Below are 17,134 nucleotides of genomic sequence, written 5' to 3'. Positions count from 1 at the left end.
AACGTGAATACATTCTTAAAGAAATCGCTCCTTTTGTTGACGTTAGCTGTCGCTGTGGCAGCATTGGCTGCGTGTGGAAGCGAGGAAGAAGGCTTAACGCTGCAGAATGAAGAGTGGGAAGATGTTAGCATCTCAGGTAAAGACAAGCCGACTGTCTTTTTCCACTTTACCGGTGTTGACTGAGGACACTGTGTATCGCAGCTCGTGCAGCTGCAAGAGAACATAGACTCTTTTGATGACCTGGATGCTGATATTTACGCTATTAGCAATGATTCTCCAGAGCAGCATAAGGAGTTAAAAAAAGAAGTTGGATTTACGTATACGTTCTTATCTGATGCTTCTATGGATGTGATAGAAAAAGCAGAAATGGCAGGAGAGAATGCATCGGTCCGAGGCTTTTCTGTTTTTGATGAGAATGGAGAATTAATCACTTCGGAGGAAAATGATTTCTGGGGAGATGAAATCGAAGAAACAGAAGAAAAAATTAGACAAGCTTTAGAATAAGATAATGCATACTGCTTTTGTGACGGTGTTTCTGCTCGTTCATGAAAGCAGTATTTTTTTGTTAGGGGACCGACTCGGTGGAAGCGCTGAAAAAAGGGGGAGGAGAGATGAATCCCTAGGAAAGCGCTGATTGGAGGGTGAGAGCTGAATCGAAGAGGAGCAAAGCTGAAACAAGCGTTAGGAGAGCTGAACCTCAGGGGGAGTGCTGAATAAGGGGAGAGAAGAGCTGAATAAGAGAGGGAAAGAGTTGAAAGGAAGAGGAGCAGAGCTGAAACAAGCATCGGAAGAGCTAACCCCAAGCGTCAAAAGAGCAAAAACCACACTGGTGCAAAGCACTGGACCACAGACAAAACTGCAGCGGTGAACCAAAAACGCCAAACCATGAGCACTCCCACGTTTACATGAAACTTGCAAAAGAATGTATATAAATACAGTTGGGACATAAATACATAGCAAGGGGTGCCCTTTTTGAATACCCGTGTTGAAAAAAGATATTTTCATAGATTAAAAGAAGATGGAAAAAATATAAAAATACAGTTGCATTAATATATATTCACACTTATAATAAACATCAACGGAAAATGTATAAAGATAAAACGAGGTGCAAGTTTATGAAAGTTGCAATAGTCGGAGCTACTGGATACGGCGGAATAGAGTTAATTCGTTTGCTGCACAATCATCCCGAAGTAAATGGCATTTCAGTCTTTTCCTCTTCTCAAGAAGGAAAGACAATCGCTGAAAGTTATCCGCATGTATTGGAAATTGTTGAAGAAACACTGGAAGACATAAATGCAGACCAATTAAAACAGCATGATGTGGTATTTTTGTCTACACCGCCTGGAGTGTCTGCTGACTTAATCGGACAGCTCGTGCCTGGAACAAAAGTGATCGATCTTTCTGGAGATCTTCGTTTAAAAGAATCTACTATTTATGAAAAATGGTACGGACGACGAAGTGCTGAAGAAAAATTATTGCAAGAAGCTGTATATGGTTTAACCGAATGGAGAAAAGATGAAATCGAGAAGACGAATATTTTATCCAACCCAGGCTGTTATCCAACGGCAGTACTGCTTGGCATCGCACCGCTCGTAAAAGCAGGAGCAATGGATGCCAATCAGCTTATTATCGACGCTAAATCAGGTACAACTGGAGCAGGACGTTCTCTTAACGCAATCACCCATTTTAGTGAGATGAATGATAATTTCAAAGTTTACAAGGTGAATGAACATAAACATACACCGGAAATAGAGCAGGAACTAAGCGGATGGAGTAAAGAAAATGCGACGGTGACCTTCACCCCGCACCTCGTTCCTATGACACGCGGAATTATGGCTACGATGTATGCGCCCTTAAATGACGACTGGACAGATAGCAAGATAAAAGATTTGTATAACAAAGCATACAGGGATAAAACGTTTGTACGTGTAAGAGAAAGCGGAACGTACCCATTTACGAAAGAAGTATACGGAACAAATTACTGTGACATTGGTGTTACCGTAGATGAGAGAACAAACAGAGTAACGGTTGTTTCCGTGATTGATAACCTGGTTAAAGGTGCTTCCGGGCAAGCTGTCCAAAACATGAACGTCATGTTTGGATATCCAGAAGAGACCGGTCTTTATTCAGTACCCATTTATCCATAATATACAAATACAGGGGAGAGAGAAGCATGAGCACTTTACAAAGTACAGATGAAATCGTAGAAGTGAGCGGGGGAAGCATCATTACACCTTACGGCTTTAAAGCAGCCGGCGTTCATACAAAGGTGAAGCGTAAGCGCAAGGATCTCGGTGCGATCTTATGTGATGTGCCTGCTTCGAGTGCAGCGGTGTATACACTGAATAAAATACAAGCTGCTCCCCTGCAGGTGACAAAAGAAAGCATTGCAGAGGAAGGAAAACTGCGCGCAATTGTAGTCAACAGCGGCAACGCTAATTCCTGTACAGGAGAACAAGGACTGGCGGATGCTTACACGATGAGAGAATCAGCTGCACAATCCTTCGGCCTGCCCGAGCATCAAGTAGCTGTTACATCAACAGGTGTGATCGGTGAACGGTTAAAGATGGATAAAATCCTTCCTGGAATGAGACAGCTCAAACCGATGCCGACGTTCAAAGATGCCGATCAATTTAATGAAGCAATTATGACAACCGATAAAGTAAAAAAACATGCATGCTTTCAAACAACAATAAATGGACAACGAGTGACATTTGGCGGCACAGCAAAAGGATCCGGCATGATTAACCCGAATATGGCAACCATGCTCAGTTTCGTTACAACAGACGCTGACATTGAACCCGCTTATTTGCAGCAAGCGCTGAACGAAGTGACAGACAAAACGTTTAATCGTATTACAGTGGACGGAGATACTTCTACGAATGACATGGTCGTTGTGATGGCAAGCGGTCATGCCGATAATGACACACTTCAACCGTCACATCCTGAGTGGGGAAAATTTATAAAAACACTCCAGCTGACCTGCGAGGATCTGGCTAAAAAAATTGCTAGAGACGGAGAAGGAGCCACAAAGCTCGTAGAAGTAAATGTAACAGGAGCGAAAACAGATATAGAAGCAGGTAAAGCAGCCAAACAAATTGTAGGTTCTGATTTAGTGAAAACAGCTATTTACGGAACGGATGCAAACTGGGGTCGTATTATTGTGGCTCTTGGCTACAGCGAAGTGGAACTTGATCCAGAGAACATTGATATATCACTTGGCTCTATACAAACACTGAAAAACAGCACCCCGGTTTCTTTTTCAGAAGAAGAAGCAAAGGCTTATTTACAAGAAGAAAACATTACTATAACAGTTGATTTGAATATCGGTGAAGGAACAGGTAAAGCATGGGGATGCGACCTCACTTATGAATACGTAAGAATCAATGCGGGCTACCGCACCTAAGGAAAAGAAAGAGGGAAAATAACATGGAAGACTTAGTAGTTATTAAGTGCGGAGGCTCTACGGTTGATGAGCTTTCCTTGGATTTTTATCACAGTATCGCTGCAATGAAAAAAATGGGAAAGCATCCTATAGTGGTGCATGGCGGCGGTCCAGCAATTAATAACATGTTAATTCAAATGCAGATTAAGCCTGAATTTGTTGACGGCTTAAGAAAAACTACTTCAGAGGTACTAGAAGCAGCTGAACTCGTTTTAAGCGGAAAAGTAAACAAAAATATCGTTTCTGCTTTTCAGCAGACGGACGCCACAGCAGTCGGCCTGTCTGGAATCGACGGAGATTTAATCCAAGCTGCTCCGATTAACCTTGAAACGTTGGGGTATGTCGGAAAAGTAGAAGAGGTCAATCATGTTTTTCTCCAGCAGCTGATTCAAACCGGGTATATTCCCGTTATCGCTCCGATAGCTGTTAATAAGAACGGCGGTAAGCTCAATGTAAATGCCGACGTAGCAGCGGCTGCAGTAGCTAGAGCCGTGAACGCTGAAGAATTGATCTTTGTTACAGACGTAGATGGTGTACTTGTAGATGGAAAACTGGTGGAAACGTTGTCGGTAGCGGAAATGAATCAGTTGGTCGAAGAGGGCACGATTTACGGCGGCATGATCCCAAAAGTCAGGGCAGCAGCGGACAGCCTGGCAGGCACTTTAGAAAAAGTGACGATTGCAAACGGAAACGGCAAGAATAAACACGAAGATGGAACATTAAAAGGAACGGCAATAATTAAAAAAAACGCAATAACATCTTAAACCCAGGAGGGGCCGGAAATGGAATCAACTAGTCAATTAAACACAGAAGAGCAGATTTTTCCTACCTATAAAAAATGGAATATAACGTTTAAAAGTGCTTCCGGTTCAACGATTACTGACCAAAAAGGAAAAACGTATATAGATTTAATGGCTGGGGTTGGCGTTGTGAATCTTGGTCATGGTCATCCGGCAGTACTTAAAGCAGTAGAGCAGCAGCTTCATGAAGGCTGGCATGCCTCTAATTTTTTTCATTATGAAGGTCAGCAGAAAACAGCTGAACTGTTAACCAAATATTCCTGCGGTGACCTTGTATTTTTTGCGAACAGCGGAGCAGAAGCGAATGAAGGAGCCATAAAGCTGGCAAGAAAACATACAGGACGACGGAAAATCATCAGCTTTCTCCAGTCTTTTCACGGACGGACATTTGGAAGCATGGCAGCTACCGGTCAGGACAGTATTCACAAAGGATTCGGCCCAATGCTTGAAGGATTTGAATACGTGCCATATAACGACGTGAAGGCACTGGAGAACGCTATAGATGAAGATACAGCGGCTGTTATCGTAGAGCCTGTGCAGGGGGAAGGCGGCGTAATACCTGGAGATCCTTCGTTTTTACAGGCTGTTGAAGCAGCAGCGAAAAAGAAAGACGCCTTGTTCATTTGTGATGAAATCCAGACGGGAATCGGCCGTACAGGTGCTTTTTTTGCTCATCAGCACAGCGGCTTGCAGCCTGATATTATTACAACGGCAAAAGCGCTCGGAAATGGCTTTCCTGCTGGAGCAGTCATAGGGAAAGTTCATTTAAAAGAAGCATTTGGACCTGGCAGCCACGGCACCACCTTTGGAGGCAACCCTCTGGCTATGGCAGCAGCCCAGGCTACTCTTCAAACAATCATTGAGGAAGACTGGAGCCAGAAAGCAGCAGAAAAAGGAGAAGCTTTGATAAATGAATTAAAGAAAAAGTTGTCTTCTCTTTCCGTAGTGAAGGAAATACGCGGCAAAGGCATGATGATAGGAATCGAATTAACAGAGCCTGCGGGTGAAAAGATATTAAAGCTGCAGGAAAAAGGAGTCTTAGCCATTGCAGCGGGACCAAATGTTATTCGGCTGCTGCCGCCGCTTACGATAGAATGGGATACTCTTATGCAAGGGGTTCAAGCATTAGAAGAAACGCTAAATAATAAATAATGTTCGGATAAAGTTTGCAAAACAGAAGGCACACCGGCCCGCCTGTACCAAAGTCGAACGGACTCCCCTCCTGGGAGCAAACCTGGATAGAAGAATGAGGAGGAACAAGAGTATGAAGGGATATATAAAGTTAGAGAGTGGAGAAACATTTGAAGGGACCATTTCAAACGACAATCACGAAGAAGTATACGGGGAAATTGTATTTTTTACCGGCATGACAGGTTACCAGGAAGTAATGACCGACCCTTCGTTTCACGGCCAAATTGTCGTGTTTACATATCCCCTCATTGGAAACTATGGTTGGAATGAAAAAGACTATGAAAGTATTAAACCGCAGCCGGCAGGTATGGTAATCAGCGCAGCTTCTCCTTCCGCTTATCATTATGAGTCAAAGCAGACGATCGAAGAAGCTGCAGCGAAAGCAGGAGTACCATTAATTAAGGGAGTAGACACTCGCGCCCTTGTTAAAAGCATCCGGGAGAAAGGTGACATGGGAGCTGTGATGACCGCTTCTCCAGAAAAAACAGATGTGAACTCTTACCAGCCTATCGGTGAACAGATGCTTATTGATGAAGTAACAGTAATGCAGCCAGTAACAGAAGGAGAAGGGGACCACCATATCGTGCTGATAGATTTTGGATACAAAAAATCGATGGTAAAAAGCTTAGTGAAAAAAGGCTGCAAAGTCACGGTTGTTCCTTTTGATATATCAGAAAAAGAGATTGCAGACTTAGAGCCGGATGGCTTGCTGTTCTCTAATGGTCCAGGGAACCCTAAGCAGTTAAATGATTTGCTCCCGCGATACCGGAAACTGGCGGAAACCTATCCTTCGCTTGGCATTTGTCTGGGCCACCAGCTCCTGGCGCTTGCATTTGGCGGGGATACAGAAAAACTGCGCTTTGGCCATCGCGGTGCGAACCAGCCGGTTCAGGATACGCATACAAACAGAGTTTTTATGACTTCACAGAATCACAGCTATTTTGTAAAAGAAAACAGTCTGCCTAAAGGAGAGTTTGCTGTCCAATTTAAAAACATTAATGATGGATCCGTAGAGGGTCTCTCCCATCTAAAGCACGATATCATCACCGTGCAGTTCCATCCAGAAGCACATCCCGGCCCGGCAGACAGTGAGGAAATTTTTGATCAATTCCTCGAACATCTTAAGAAAAAAGGGAGAGAGAAAACCTATGCCTAAGCAGACAGAGATAAAGAAAGTGCTTGTAATTGGTTCAGGACCAATTATCATCGGGCAGGCTGCCGAATTTGATTATTCCGGAACGCAAGCATGTCTTGCGCTTCGCGAAGAAGGTATGGAAGTAATTTTAATCAATAATAATCCGGCCACGGTCATGACCGATGAAGCGTGTGCCGATAAAGTATATTTTGAACCATTGACCGTAGAATCAGTAGAAAAAGTGATTCAAAAAGAGCAGCCAGACGGCCTGCTGGCTACACTAGGAGGCCAGACCGGATTAAATCTGGCTTTTGCCCTTGATGAACAAGATATTTTAACGAAATATGGAGTAACCCTGCTCGGGACACCGATTGAATCCATTAAACAAGGCGAAGACCGCGAGTTATTTCGGTCGTTGATGCAGGAAATTGGTGAACCGGTACCCGAAAGTGAAATAGTAGAAAAAGAAGAAGAAGCGCTGGCTTTTGCAGCGACTACCGGTTATCCAATTATTATCCGTCCGGCTTATACACTAGGCGGCGGAGGCGGCGGTATTGCTCACAATGAGGAAGAGCTCCGTTACATTATTGCCGGAGGACTGGAAGCAAGCCCTATCAATCAATGCCTGGTGGAAAAAAGTATTGCCGGCTTTAAAGAAGTAGAATACGAAGTGATGCGTGATGAAAACGATACGTGTATCACGGTCTGCAATATGGAAAATATCGACCCGGTTGGTATTCACACCGGGGACTCCATTGTCGTCGCTCCGTCTCAGACACTAACCGACGTTGAATATCAAATGCTTAGAGCAGCGTCTCTTAAAGTGATCCGTGCCCTTGGCATTGTAGGCGGCTGCAATATTCAATTTGCGCTCGATCCATATAGTAAAAAATATTATTTAATCGAAGTGAACCCGCGTGTCAGCCGTTCCTCAGCTCTTGCTTCCAAGGCTACCGGCTATCCGATTGCAAGAATGGCAGCAAAGCTGAGTGTAGGCTATCATTTACATGAATTGCTTAACCCTGTTACAGGCCATACGTACGCAAGTTTTGAACCGGCCCTTGATTACGTAGTCGTGAAGTTTCCGCGCTGGCCGTTTGATAAATTTGTTACTGCGGACAGAAAGCTGGGTACGCAAATGAAAGCAACCGGAGAAGTGATGGCCATTGAGCGTAATTTAGAAGCTGCGCTTCAAAAAGCTGTACGCTCTCTTGAAATAAAAACAAACGGTTTAACACTTCCAGGACTGGCTGAAAAAACCACCGCTGAACTTTATGACCTTCTTGATAAACAGGATGACCAGCGTTTCTTTGTACTAATGGAGCTGTTAAGAAAAGGCGAAACAGCTGATAAGCTTCATGAGAAAACAGAAATAGATTTATTTTTCCTGCAGTCTTTTCAGAAGCTTACAGAGCTTGAGCAAGATATCCAGCATCATAGCTGGGACGATATTAATGCCGAAAAGCTGTTAACTTGGAAAAAAGCAGGCTTTACCGATAAATGGATAGCCCAGCAGTGGAACATAGAAGCGGCAGATATTTATAACCAAAGAAAAGCCTGGGGAATAATGCCTTCTTACCACATGGTAGATACGTGTGCGGCAGAATTTACGGCAGAAACGCCGTACTATTATTCAAGCTGGTATCAAAACAGTGATGGAAAAGACGAAAGTGAAAAGCCAAAAATCTTGATTCTCGGTTCTGGTCCTATTCGCATAGGGCAAGGCATTGAGTTTGATTATTGTTCGGTGCACGGAGCCATGGAAATACAAAAAGCAGGTTATGAAGCGGTCATTATAAACAATAACCCAGAAACCGTAAGTACAGATTTTGAAATGGCCGATCATCTTTATTTTGAACCATTAACAAGCGAAGATGTCCTGCACGTTGCAGAAGCGGAAAATGTTGAATCCGTGATCGTTCAGCTTGGCGGCCAGACTGGTATTTCCCTAACTCAAGAGCTTGAAGAAGCTGGGCTGCGCGTTCTTGGGACATCTTTTGATACAATTGACCAGCTTGAGGACCGCGGCCGCTTTTACGAATTTATGAATGAAGTGAATGTTCCGCATATTCCTGGGGTTACAGGCTATGATAAAGCAGATGTAATGGAGAAAGCCAAGCAGGTCGGTTATCCTGTGCTGCTGCGTCCATCTTATGTGATCGGTGGACAGGGAATGGCGATTCACACGAGTGAAGAGGAGCTAGAAGCGTATTTAAGCAATAGTAATAAAAGTATAGAATATCCTATTTTAATTGACGCGTTTCTTCCGGGCAAAGAGCTGGAAGTTGATGTGCTGACGGATGGTTATGATATTTTTATTCCTGGCATTTTTGAGCATGTTGAGCCGGCAGGTGTTCATTCTGGTGACTCAATAGCTGTCACCCCGCCGTTTTCTGTAAATGAAACAACCAAAGCACTTGTGGTCCAATACGCGCAGAACATTGCTAGAGGGATGAATTTTAAAGGAATCTTTAATATTCAATTTGTTTATGAAAATAATACGTTATATGTCATTGAAATTAACCCGCGAGCTTCGAGAACAGTGCCGATTTTATCGAAAGTAACGGGTACTCCGTTAGTCGAGGGCACTGTCCATATGCTTCTTGGATCTTCCGTGAAAGAGTGGGCAAATGGAAAAACCGGGGTAAAAGAGGAAACCCCGTATTACACGGTCAAAGCACCGGTGTTTTCAAATGACAAACTAGCTGGGATAGACCCTCTTCTAGAAGCGGAAATGAAATCAACAGGTGAATTAATAAGCATTGCAAAAGATAAAGAAGAAGCATTTCAAAAAGCATTTGCCTGGTCGGAAAGTCAGATTCCGCTTCTCTTTAAAAAGACAGGAATTATTTTCTGTGACATTCATGAAAGTCATGCCAAAGATTGTGCGCCGGCTTTACAGCAGTTAAGCAAGCTCGGGAATATGCTTGTTTCAGAGGAAAAAGACCATGCAGCAGAAAAAGTGATGCCTTTTTCAGAATGGATCAGCCATGAAGAAGCTTCAGCATATATAAGTCTTCCGAAAACGGGGTATTCTACTGGAAAAGAACGAAGACAGGAAGCGTTAAAACAGCGTAAAACGGTGATTACCAATACGGACACCTTGAAAATAATGATAGAAGCAATGACAGGACAACGAAAAGAACCGAAGGCAATTGAAGAATGGCTGAATGAGACAGTAACGGCCCAAGAAGGAGTGTAACAGTCAATGAGTGAACAAACGGTTATCCATCCTCCTGCGAATCTCGCCGGGAGGGATGTTCTAACCTTATTGGATTTTACGAGTGAAGAAATCCAGCATCTATTGAAATTTTCCGAGCAATTAAAGGAAAGCCAAAAACAAAATGGACAAACCCTGCTGCTTCCGGGGAAATCTCTTGGTATGATTTTTGAAAATGCGTCAACAAGAACCCGGGTTTCCTTTGAAGTTGGAATGACACAGCTTGGAGGACATTCTCTCTTTTTAAGTCCAAGAGACTTGCAGATCGGCCGGGGTGAACCAATCAAAGATACGGCTAATGTGCTTTCCCGCTATCTTGATGCCATCATGATTCGGACCAACTCGCATGAAAGTGTAGAAGAATTAGCGACTTATTCCGATGTACCAGTTATTAATGCGCTGACTGATTTATACCACCCATGCCAGGCACTTGCTGACTTACTGACGATAAAAGAACAAAAGAGCAGCCTTGATGGTTTAAAAGGAGCGTTTGTTGGTGATGGAAACAATGTGGCTCATTCTCTTCTAATAGCCTGTGCCAAAACAGGAATGGATGCAGCGATTGCTGTACCAAAGGGATATGAACCAGATGAAAAAGTGTGGAAAGATATTGTTCAAACCGCTGAAGAAAACGGCACAGAGCTCCAATTGACCCACAGTCCGGAAGAAGCAGTAAAAGATGCTGACGTGATTTATACCGATGTATGGGCAAGCATGGGATATGAAGAAGAACAATCTAAACGAGAAAAAGCATTTGAAGGTTTTCAAATTAACGAAAAGCTTTGCGCGAACGCAAAAGAAGATTATATCTTCCTGCATTGCCTCCCAGCTCATCGAGGCGAAGAAGTATCAGCTGAAATCATTGATGGAACACATTCTGTTATTTATGATGAAGCAGAAAACAGACTGCATGTTCAAAAAGCAATTCTTGCATCAGTCATCGAATAGTTCAAAAACTGCTTTAACTGCAGGCCCTGCTGTTAAAGTAGTTTTTTCAACTTCCCTTTGCGAAATCCCTAAAAATATATGAAAATAAAAAGCAGACTATAGATGAGGGAGACATACATATATGGATCGGAAAACTGTTTACGTGAGAACGCTTCTTTTTTGTGTCGTTCTTCTTTTATCTTTTGCTGTTTTACGATATGTTTTTAAGTTGGGGGAAGGGGCCTCGGTCCTTATGTCGATTGCTTCAGCTTTTTTGGCTGAATGGTTTTGCCACAAAAGCAAGTCATGAATAAGCAGCGTTTCACATAGGCTTATCCTTGTCAAGGTAAAATAGAAAAGCAGGAATTTTAAGGAAGAAAACGAATATAAAGGAGTGCTGAAGTCAGCAGCCTGTTAAGTCAATAAAGCCACCATGTCGTGTGGAAGGAAAGGGAGCGTTGCCGGGGTATGGTTGCGAAACGAAAATACATAGAAACTTTGTGCTTTATAGGTGCTGTTATTTTTCTGCTTGGCGCTTGCAGTTCTACGTTATCTACTGAATCATCTGAGAATAAAGCAGCTCTGCTTTTAGAGAGCACGATCGATGATGAGGGCTGGAACAATAAAGGTTACCATGGATTGTTAAGCATTCAGTCAGAACTTGGTATGGAAGTGATGTATGAAGAAAATATTTCTAGTCTCGGCGCGGTAAAAACTGCCTTAGATACGCTGCAGGAAGAAGGGGTAGAGCTTATATTTGGTCACGGTAAAATTTTCGCTGAAATGTTTGACGAGCTGCATGAAGATTACCCGGAGATGCATTTTGTCAGTTTCAATGGAGAAGTGTCCGGTGAAAATGTAACCTCTCTTCATTTTGATGGATATGCCATGGGATATTTTGCAGGCAGGCTTTCAAGTGAAATGAGCGATACTAAAACAGTAGGGGTCATTGCCGCCCAGGAATGGCAGCCGGAAGCAGAAGGGTTTGTAGAAGGTGTAGAAACCAAAAACTCAAATGTAAAAGCCATTCATCATAATGTTGGAAGTTGGGAAGATAAAGAAGGGGCCCTCCAAATATTAAATGACATGCTGGCCGAAGAAGCAGATATTATTTATCCGGCAGGAGACGGCTTTCATGTCGAAATCATCAATAAGTTAAAAGAAGAAGGGCTGTATGCCATCGGCTACGTTGGAGATCAAGCAGATTTAGGTGAAGCTACCGTATTAACCAGTACGGTGCAGCACGTAGAGGAAATGTACAAAATGGCTGCTGAAAAATATCAAAATGACGAATTGGATAGCGGCAATATAACGGTTGATTTCAAAGAAGACGCGATATCCATGGGAGAGTACAGTCCTGTCGTTCCAGAAGAAGTACAGGAGCAGTTGAATGATGAAATTAACCAATATAAAGAAACAGGTAAACTTCCCAACTAAACAGCTCTACTTGACGCTTTATAAAAAAACATGCTTGAATATATATATGCGGAAATGAAAACGAAACAAGAAGGAAAGATGAGGTGAAAAAATGGATCAAGAATTAAATATGAGATTTATGTCTATTGCTATGAAACATGTACAGGAAGGACGAGCTTTTTTAGACGAAAAAGGGATTGAATTAGACATGCATGATCTCCAGCCTGCTCTGGAAATGCTGATGAGTGTGATGAATGAAGCCTATAATATGGGATACGAAGACGCAAAAAAAGAATAACAGACGGGTAAGGTAACACCTTTCTTTTTTTTATCATATATTGAAAATATCCAAGGGAAAAGAAAGGTTGTCGCCTAATGTACCCATGTTTTCATAACGACGGCTTTTTTAGGGACAGCAGCTATTATCATCCGCCAAGAAACCCCTATAATCCATTTATACCTTTTCTTTTTGGGCTTGCTGTAAGTCCTTTACTATTTAACTATGGCGGTTACGGCGGACCTTATTATGGTCCGATGTATGGTCCAAGTTATGGTTCGCAGTTTGGCCCGTCTTACGGTCCTAGCTTCGGTCCTTCATATGGATCATATCCTGGAGGTTATGGTCCGGGTTAAGTACCGTATGGAGAAGACAAACTAAAATATTTCAAGAAAGAGCTGTTCTCGAGGGAATGGCTCTTTTTTGCATGCACAGATAAAGTGAAAGTAACTAGCTGCTGTCCTTAAAAAGAGTCGAGTTTATGACAATAAAGAATCCTCTGTTCATACCAACACTTCTTATCCCCCGTTTGTTATTGTGAACAGGACGCTCTTAGCATATCTGGACAATAAAATAAATTTGGTTTAAAATTAAAACCAGGTCATAATATGAAGTGTAAAGTATATATACATCAGCAGAGGGCTGATAATAGAAAAAAAGCTGAGCACAGCGGCAACAAAAAAAGAACGTACGCCATAAGAACATGGCGGTACACCAGTTGCCATGTTTGCGGAAGCGGGAGCAAATTATAGATAGAAGGAATTTCCTGATTAGAGGAGGAGCGTAACACATGCGAAATGCTGGGATTTGGGGTATTGGCAGTTTCATCGAAGGACGAGAAATTACTAATACCGAATTTGAAAAAACATTAGATACAAATGATGAATGGATTAGATCAAGGACCGGGATTGAACGAAGAGTGTTTGCTGATGATGACGTCGACACTTCTGATATGTCATATTATGCAGCAGTAGAGGCATTACAAGACGCAGAACTGGATGCCTCCGAGCTTGACTTAATCTTGGTAGCAACAGTAACACCAGATTATCCATTTCCATCTGTTTCCTCTTTGCTGCAGGAGAGACTAGGTGCCAAAAAAGCTGCTGCAATGGACATTAGTGCAGCTTGTGCCGGATTTATTTACGGAATGGCGACAGCTGATCAATTTATTAAAAGCGGGTCCTACGATCACGTTCTTGTGATAGGTGCTGAAAAATTGTCTAAAGCAGTAGATATGACGGACCGGAATACGGCAGTGTTATTCGGAGACGGAGCAGGAGCGGCTGTGATGGGACCTGCTTCAGAAGGGAAAGGGATGCTTGCATTTGAACTCGGATCAGATGGTTCCGGTGCGATGCATATCCGACAAGATCCAAAGCTTATTATGAATGGCAGGGAAGTCTTCAAATTTGCTGTTCGTCAAATGGGAGAATCATCGCTTGCCGTAGTCGAAAAAGCGGGCTTAACAAAAGATGATGTTGATTTCCTTGTTCCTCATCAGGCTAATATACGTATTATGGAAGCGGCCCGCGAAAGACTCGACCTTCCTAAAGAGAAAATGGCTGTGACGGTAAACAAATATGGAAATACCTCTTCTTCCTCTATTCCAATTGCTGTGGTAGAAGAATTGAAAAATGGTAAAATAAAAGATGGAGATCTAGTAGTTATGGTAGGGTTTGGCTCTGGTCTTGTGTGGGGAGCAGCAGCTATTCGCTGGGGACGGTAATCCTCACCCTTTGATAATGGAAATTCAGGCAAAGGAGAGAAAAAACATGAGTGATAAAAACCGTGTGGTTATTACGGGGATGGGAACAGTAAATCCGCTTGGAATGGATGTAGACTCTTCATGGAAAAATGTAATAGCCGGTGTATCGGGAATCGGGGAATTGACCCGAGTGGATAAAGAAAATTTTCCAATGAAGGTGGCAGCAGAAGTAAAAGATTTTGATGCTTCATCCTTTGTAGATAAAAAAGAAGCGAGAAAAATGGATCGGTTTACGCAATTTGCGGTAGCGTCTGCATTAATGGCTTTGGAAGATGCAGAATATACGATTACAGAAGAAAATGCTCACCGCACAGGAGTTTGGATCGGTTCTGGGATAGGCGGCATGGAAACGTATGAACAGCAATTTAATAAGTTTCAAGAAAAAGGCTACAAACGAGTCAGCCCGTTCTTCGTACCGATGATGATACCAGATATGGCGTCCGGACAGGTTTCGATAGTAACCGGTGCCAAAGGAATCAATTCCTGTACCGTAACAGCTTGTGCATCTGGAACGAATTCTATCGGTGATGCATTTAAAGTCATCCAGCGTGGAGATGCAGATGCCATGATTACAGGAGGGGCAGAAGCGCCTATTACGAACATGGCTGTTGCTGGTTTCTGTACAGCAAAAGCCATTACAACGACAGATGATCCAGCCAAAGCTTCTCGTCCATTTGATAAAAACCGAAGCGGCTTTGTCATGGGAGAAGGGGCAGGCATACTTCTGCTTGAATCTCTCGAATCTGCTCAAAAACGAGGCGCCACTATTTATGCTGAAGTTGTTGGCTACGGTGCAACAGGTGATGCCTATCATCTAACAGCACCTGCGCCTGAAGGAGAAGGTGCGGTACGTGCGATGAAGCAAGCTATTGAAGATTCTGGAATGCAGCCGGAAGACTTCCAATATGTAAATGCGCATGGGACAAGTACGCCATATAATGATAAATTTGAAACAATGGCATTGAAACAGGTTTATGGCGGCCATGCGAATAATCTAATGATAAGCTCTACCAAATCGATGACCGGTCATCTGCTTGGTGCAGCTGGAGCTGTAGAAGCTCTATTTACCATTAAAGCGATGCAAGAAGGAACAGTTCCTCCGACGATTAATTATGAAGAAGCGGACCCGGATTGTGATTTGGACTACGTGCCGAATAAACACCGCAAAGCTCCTATTAAGGGAGCATTAAGTAACTCTCTTGGGTTTGGCGGCCACAACGCTACTCTGGCTTTCAAAACGTTCGAAGAGTAGAAAGAAAAGGTTGAGCTACTTGAATAGCGAGAAAATCGAAAGCGCCCCTTTCCTATATACTGGAAAGGGGCGCTGATTTGGATCCAACGTCTTCGAATGAAGCCCAATTCGCTTCTACAAGGTAAAGATCGGTCATCTAGGGAGTGGCATGATACCCATTTCATTAGACCAGAGAGGATGAAGGTCATTAAGGAGACGGCTTAGATCTCTTCCCATAGCGTCAGAGGGGTAGCGGTCATTAAGAAGTCGTTATGAGTCCCGTCCCATTCTATCAGAGAGAATAAAGGTTCCCAAGGAGGCGTTATGGCTCCTGCTTCATCCTATTAAGGAAAATATTGGTTACCAAGGTGCGCCTGTGCATGCCCCCCTTCATCGATCCAATACAGCGGGCTTGTAGAACCTTGATTGTAACTCCTTCCAGCTCTTTGCCTCTAAAATCCTCAACTTTTTGATGTTTTTCTTAAAACAAAAGAGAGCTGTTCCTGCATTCGGAAATGACCGAACAGGTACAGCTCTTTATGATTCACTGTTATTTTAATATTCTTCTTCGTCCTCTTCATTACTGTCTCCAGAGGCGGTATGTATACTTTCTGATGACCTTCCGTGAAAAAAGTTATGCAGTTCCTGGCTGTTTTGTTCCATATCAAGCTCGAGCACAGCACCGGCATGGCTGTATCTTTGATCGGTGTATGAATCTTCCACCGGAATGCGAATCGTATTAATCTCTTCCACGGGGTTTAACAGAACATCTTTGCCAAGTGACAGCATTTTGCTTGTTGAGACATTTGTTTCTAGGTTGGGACGTACAGCTCCAATCAGCTGAGGCACTTTTGTGACACTCGCTGCTGAGAGCAATTCATCTTTTAACATACTTAAAATTTCCTGCTGGCGTTGAACCCGGCCGAAATCATTGTTGCTATTGCTTCGGTATCGCACATATTCTAATGTTTTCTCACCGTTTAAATGCTGTGTTCCTGGCTGAAAATCGATGCTGACATCACCTGAGTTGTCCTGATAATACATACGTTCTTGAATGTCAACTTCTAAGCCCTCTGGAGCTACCGTATCAACTACTTCTACAAAGCCATCGAAATTCACGGTAGCATGATAATCTATGTTTATATTAAAGTTTTCTTCTACGGTCTCTTTTAATAAATCGACGCCGCCGTATGCAAAGGAGGCATTAATTTTATTATTTTGATGCCCTGGTATTTCCACATAAGAATCTCTCATAATAGAAGCAAGTTTGACGTCGCCTTCTTTTGGATTTAAGTTGGCCAGCATAATTGTATCGGTGCGGGCAGCCCCGGATTCTTCGTCGTCTACGCCAACTAATAAAAAGTTTAAGCTTTCTTCGGCAGTGGATTCCTTATTTTCACTGTTTGGAGTTTCCTCATTTTCTGCAGCTAAACTTGTTGATTCCTCTTCTTCTTTGTCTTCTGTAGAAATATCGTTGCTGATCTCTTGTTTTTCTTTTTCATCAGCAAAAGACTGTCCACCTTTTGAAAATGTGGTTATAACTGCACCAGCAACTATAATAATTATTAAAAACGTTAACACGTATATTTTTTTCTTTATTGATGATGGATGTGATCTCTTTTTCTTTCTCACCGTAATAAACCTCCCTCAGACATTCAACCTTGATTATAACAGAAATTTTTACCTGATTTGAATAAAAATTTATAAAAAGGTATGAAGATCCGAGT

At 42.8% G+C, this 17,134-nt stretch carries 15 protein-coding genes and 1 pseudogene; 15 read left to right on the top strand and 1 reads right to left on the bottom strand.

Features of this window, described 5'->3' with window-relative positions; genetic code table 11:
* Positions 1-3 precede the first annotated feature (3 nt).
* The 15 genes and pseudogenes from ACE1TI_RS02825 (at position 4) to fabF (ending at position 15,428) form a co-directional block, all read left to right on the top strand.
* Positions 4-183, top strand: coding sequence for a hypothetical protein (locus ACE1TI_RS02825; RefSeq protein ID WP_375006068.1), 180 nt, complete (start codon positions 4-6; stop codon positions 181-183).
* 15 nt (positions 184-198) lie between these two features.
* Positions 199-504, top strand: a pseudogene (locus tag ACE1TI_RS02820) (peroxiredoxin family protein); the annotation flags it as partial.
* 202 nt (positions 505-706) lie between these two features.
* On the top strand, positions 707-868 hold the full coding sequence (locus ACE1TI_RS02815; protein WP_375006067.1) for a hypothetical protein: 162 nt from the start codon (positions 707-709) through the stop codon (positions 866-868).
* 247 nt (positions 869-1,115) lie between these two features.
* Entirely contained in the window at positions 1,116-2,147 is a 1,032-nt protein-coding gene (argC, locus tag ACE1TI_RS02810; protein WP_375006066.1) for an N-acetyl-gamma-glutamyl-phosphate reductase, read from the top strand.
* A gap of 26 nt (positions 2,148-2,173) precedes the next feature.
* Positions 2,174-3,406: a bifunctional glutamate N-acetyltransferase/amino-acid acetyltransferase ArgJ gene (argJ, locus tag ACE1TI_RS02805; protein ID WP_375006065.1), complete on the top strand. Its 1,233-nt coding sequence runs from the start codon at positions 2,174-2,176 to the stop codon at positions 3,404-3,406.
* 23 nt (positions 3,407-3,429) lie between these two features.
* Positions 3,430-4,209, top strand: coding sequence for an acetylglutamate kinase (argB, locus tag ACE1TI_RS02800; RefSeq protein WP_375006064.1), 780 nt, complete (start codon positions 3,430-3,432; stop codon positions 4,207-4,209).
* A gap of 18 nt (positions 4,210-4,227) precedes the next feature.
* Positions 4,228-5,397: an acetylornithine transaminase gene (locus tag ACE1TI_RS02795; RefSeq protein WP_375006063.1), complete on the top strand. Its 1,170-nt coding sequence runs from the start codon at positions 4,228-4,230 to the stop codon at positions 5,395-5,397.
* 112 nt (positions 5,398-5,509) lie between these two features.
* Positions 5,510-6,592 (top strand): carbamoyl phosphate synthase small subunit, encoded by a 1,083-nt coding sequence (locus ACE1TI_RS02790; protein ID WP_375006062.1) that lies wholly within the window; start codon positions 5,510-5,512, stop codon positions 6,590-6,592.
* Positions 6,585-9,773, top strand: a complete 3,189-nt coding sequence (locus ACE1TI_RS02785; protein WP_375006061.1) for a carbamoyl-phosphate synthase (glutamine-hydrolyzing) large subunit — start codon at positions 6,585-6,587, stop codon at positions 9,771-9,773. The genes ACE1TI_RS02790 and ACE1TI_RS02785 overlap by 8 nt, the downstream gene beginning before the upstream one ends.
* 6 nt (positions 9,774-9,779) lie before the next feature.
* Positions 9,780-10,739, top strand: coding sequence for an ornithine carbamoyltransferase (gene argF, locus ACE1TI_RS02780; protein WP_375006060.1), 960 nt, complete (start codon positions 9,780-9,782; stop codon positions 10,737-10,739).
* Between the two features lie 447 nt (positions 10,740-11,186).
* Positions 11,187-12,155, top strand: a complete 969-nt coding sequence (locus ACE1TI_RS02775; protein ID WP_375006059.1) for a BMP family ABC transporter substrate-binding protein — start codon at positions 11,187-11,189, stop codon at positions 12,153-12,155.
* A 91-nt stretch (positions 12,156-12,246) separates the two neighbouring features.
* Positions 12,247-12,432, top strand: coding sequence for a ComZ family protein (locus ACE1TI_RS02770; protein WP_375006058.1), 186 nt, complete (start codon positions 12,247-12,249; stop codon positions 12,430-12,432).
* Positions 12,433-12,509: 77 nt separating this feature from the next.
* A complete protein-coding gene (locus ACE1TI_RS02765) occupies positions 12,510-12,767 on the top strand; it encodes a penicillin-binding protein (RefSeq protein ID WP_375006057.1) in 258 nt (85 codons plus the stop codon).
* Between the two features lie 434 nt (positions 12,768-13,201).
* Complete coding sequence (locus ACE1TI_RS02760) at positions 13,202-14,137, top strand: beta-ketoacyl-ACP synthase III (protein WP_375006056.1); 936 nt, start codon at positions 13,202-13,204, stop codon at positions 14,135-14,137.
* A gap of 46 nt (positions 14,138-14,183) precedes the next feature.
* On the top strand, positions 14,184-15,428 hold the full coding sequence (gene fabF, locus ACE1TI_RS02755; protein WP_375006055.1) for a beta-ketoacyl-ACP synthase II: 1,245 nt from the start codon (positions 14,184-14,186) through the stop codon (positions 15,426-15,428).
* Between the two features lie 534 nt (positions 15,429-15,962).
* Here fabF and ACE1TI_RS02750 read toward each other — a convergent pair.
* Positions 15,963-17,039: an LCP family protein gene (locus tag ACE1TI_RS02750; RefSeq protein WP_375006054.1), complete on the bottom strand. Its 1,077-nt coding sequence runs from the start codon at positions 17,037-17,039 to the stop codon at positions 15,963-15,965.
* Positions 17,040-17,134: the final 95 nt, after the last annotated feature.

Source organism: Alteribacillus sp. JSM 102045 (genome assembly GCF_041949975.1).
Lineage (GTDB): Bacteria > Bacillota > Bacilli > Bacillales > Marinococcaceae > Alteribacillus.
The sequence above is the reverse complement of the archived record's forward strand: the minus strand, read 5'-3'. Positions and strand labels throughout refer to the sequence as shown.

Bases quoted from the DNA above. Each gene is read 5' to 3' on its own strand.
- argC (WP_375006066.1), top strand. From the start codon at position 1,116: ATGAAAGTTGCAATAGTCGGAGCTACTGGATACGGCGGAATAGAGTTA.
- argJ (WP_375006065.1), top strand. From the start codon at position 2,174: ATGAGCACTTTACAAAGTACAGATGAAATCGTAGAAGTGAGCGGGGGA.
- argB (WP_375006064.1), top strand. From the start codon at position 3,430: ATGGAAGACTTAGTAGTTATTAAGTGCGGAGGCTCTACGGTTGATGAG.
- ACE1TI_RS02795 (WP_375006063.1), top strand. From the start codon at position 4,228: ATGGAATCAACTAGTCAATTAAACACAGAAGAGCAGATTTTTCCTACC.
- ACE1TI_RS02790 (WP_375006062.1), top strand. From the start codon at position 5,510: ATGAAGGGATATATAAAGTTAGAGAGTGGAGAAACATTTGAAGGGACC.
- ACE1TI_RS02785 (WP_375006061.1), top strand. From the start codon at position 6,585: ATGCCTAAGCAGACAGAGATAAAGAAAGTGCTTGTAATTGGTTCAGGA.
- argF (WP_375006060.1), top strand. From the start codon at position 9,780: ATGAGTGAACAAACGGTTATCCATCCTCCTGCGAATCTCGCCGGGAGG.
- ACE1TI_RS02775 (WP_375006059.1), top strand. From the start codon at position 11,187: ATGGTTGCGAAACGAAAATACATAGAAACTTTGTGCTTTATAGGTGCT.
- ACE1TI_RS02770 (WP_375006058.1), top strand. From the start codon at position 12,247: ATGGATCAAGAATTAAATATGAGATTTATGTCTATTGCTATGAAACAT.
- ACE1TI_RS02765 (WP_375006057.1), top strand. From the start codon at position 12,510: ATGTACCCATGTTTTCATAACGACGGCTTTTTTAGGGACAGCAGCTAT.
- ACE1TI_RS02760 (WP_375006056.1), top strand. From the start codon at position 13,202: ATGCGAAATGCTGGGATTTGGGGTATTGGCAGTTTCATCGAAGGACGA.
- fabF (WP_375006055.1), top strand. From the start codon at position 14,184: ATGAGTGATAAAAACCGTGTGGTTATTACGGGGATGGGAACAGTAAAT.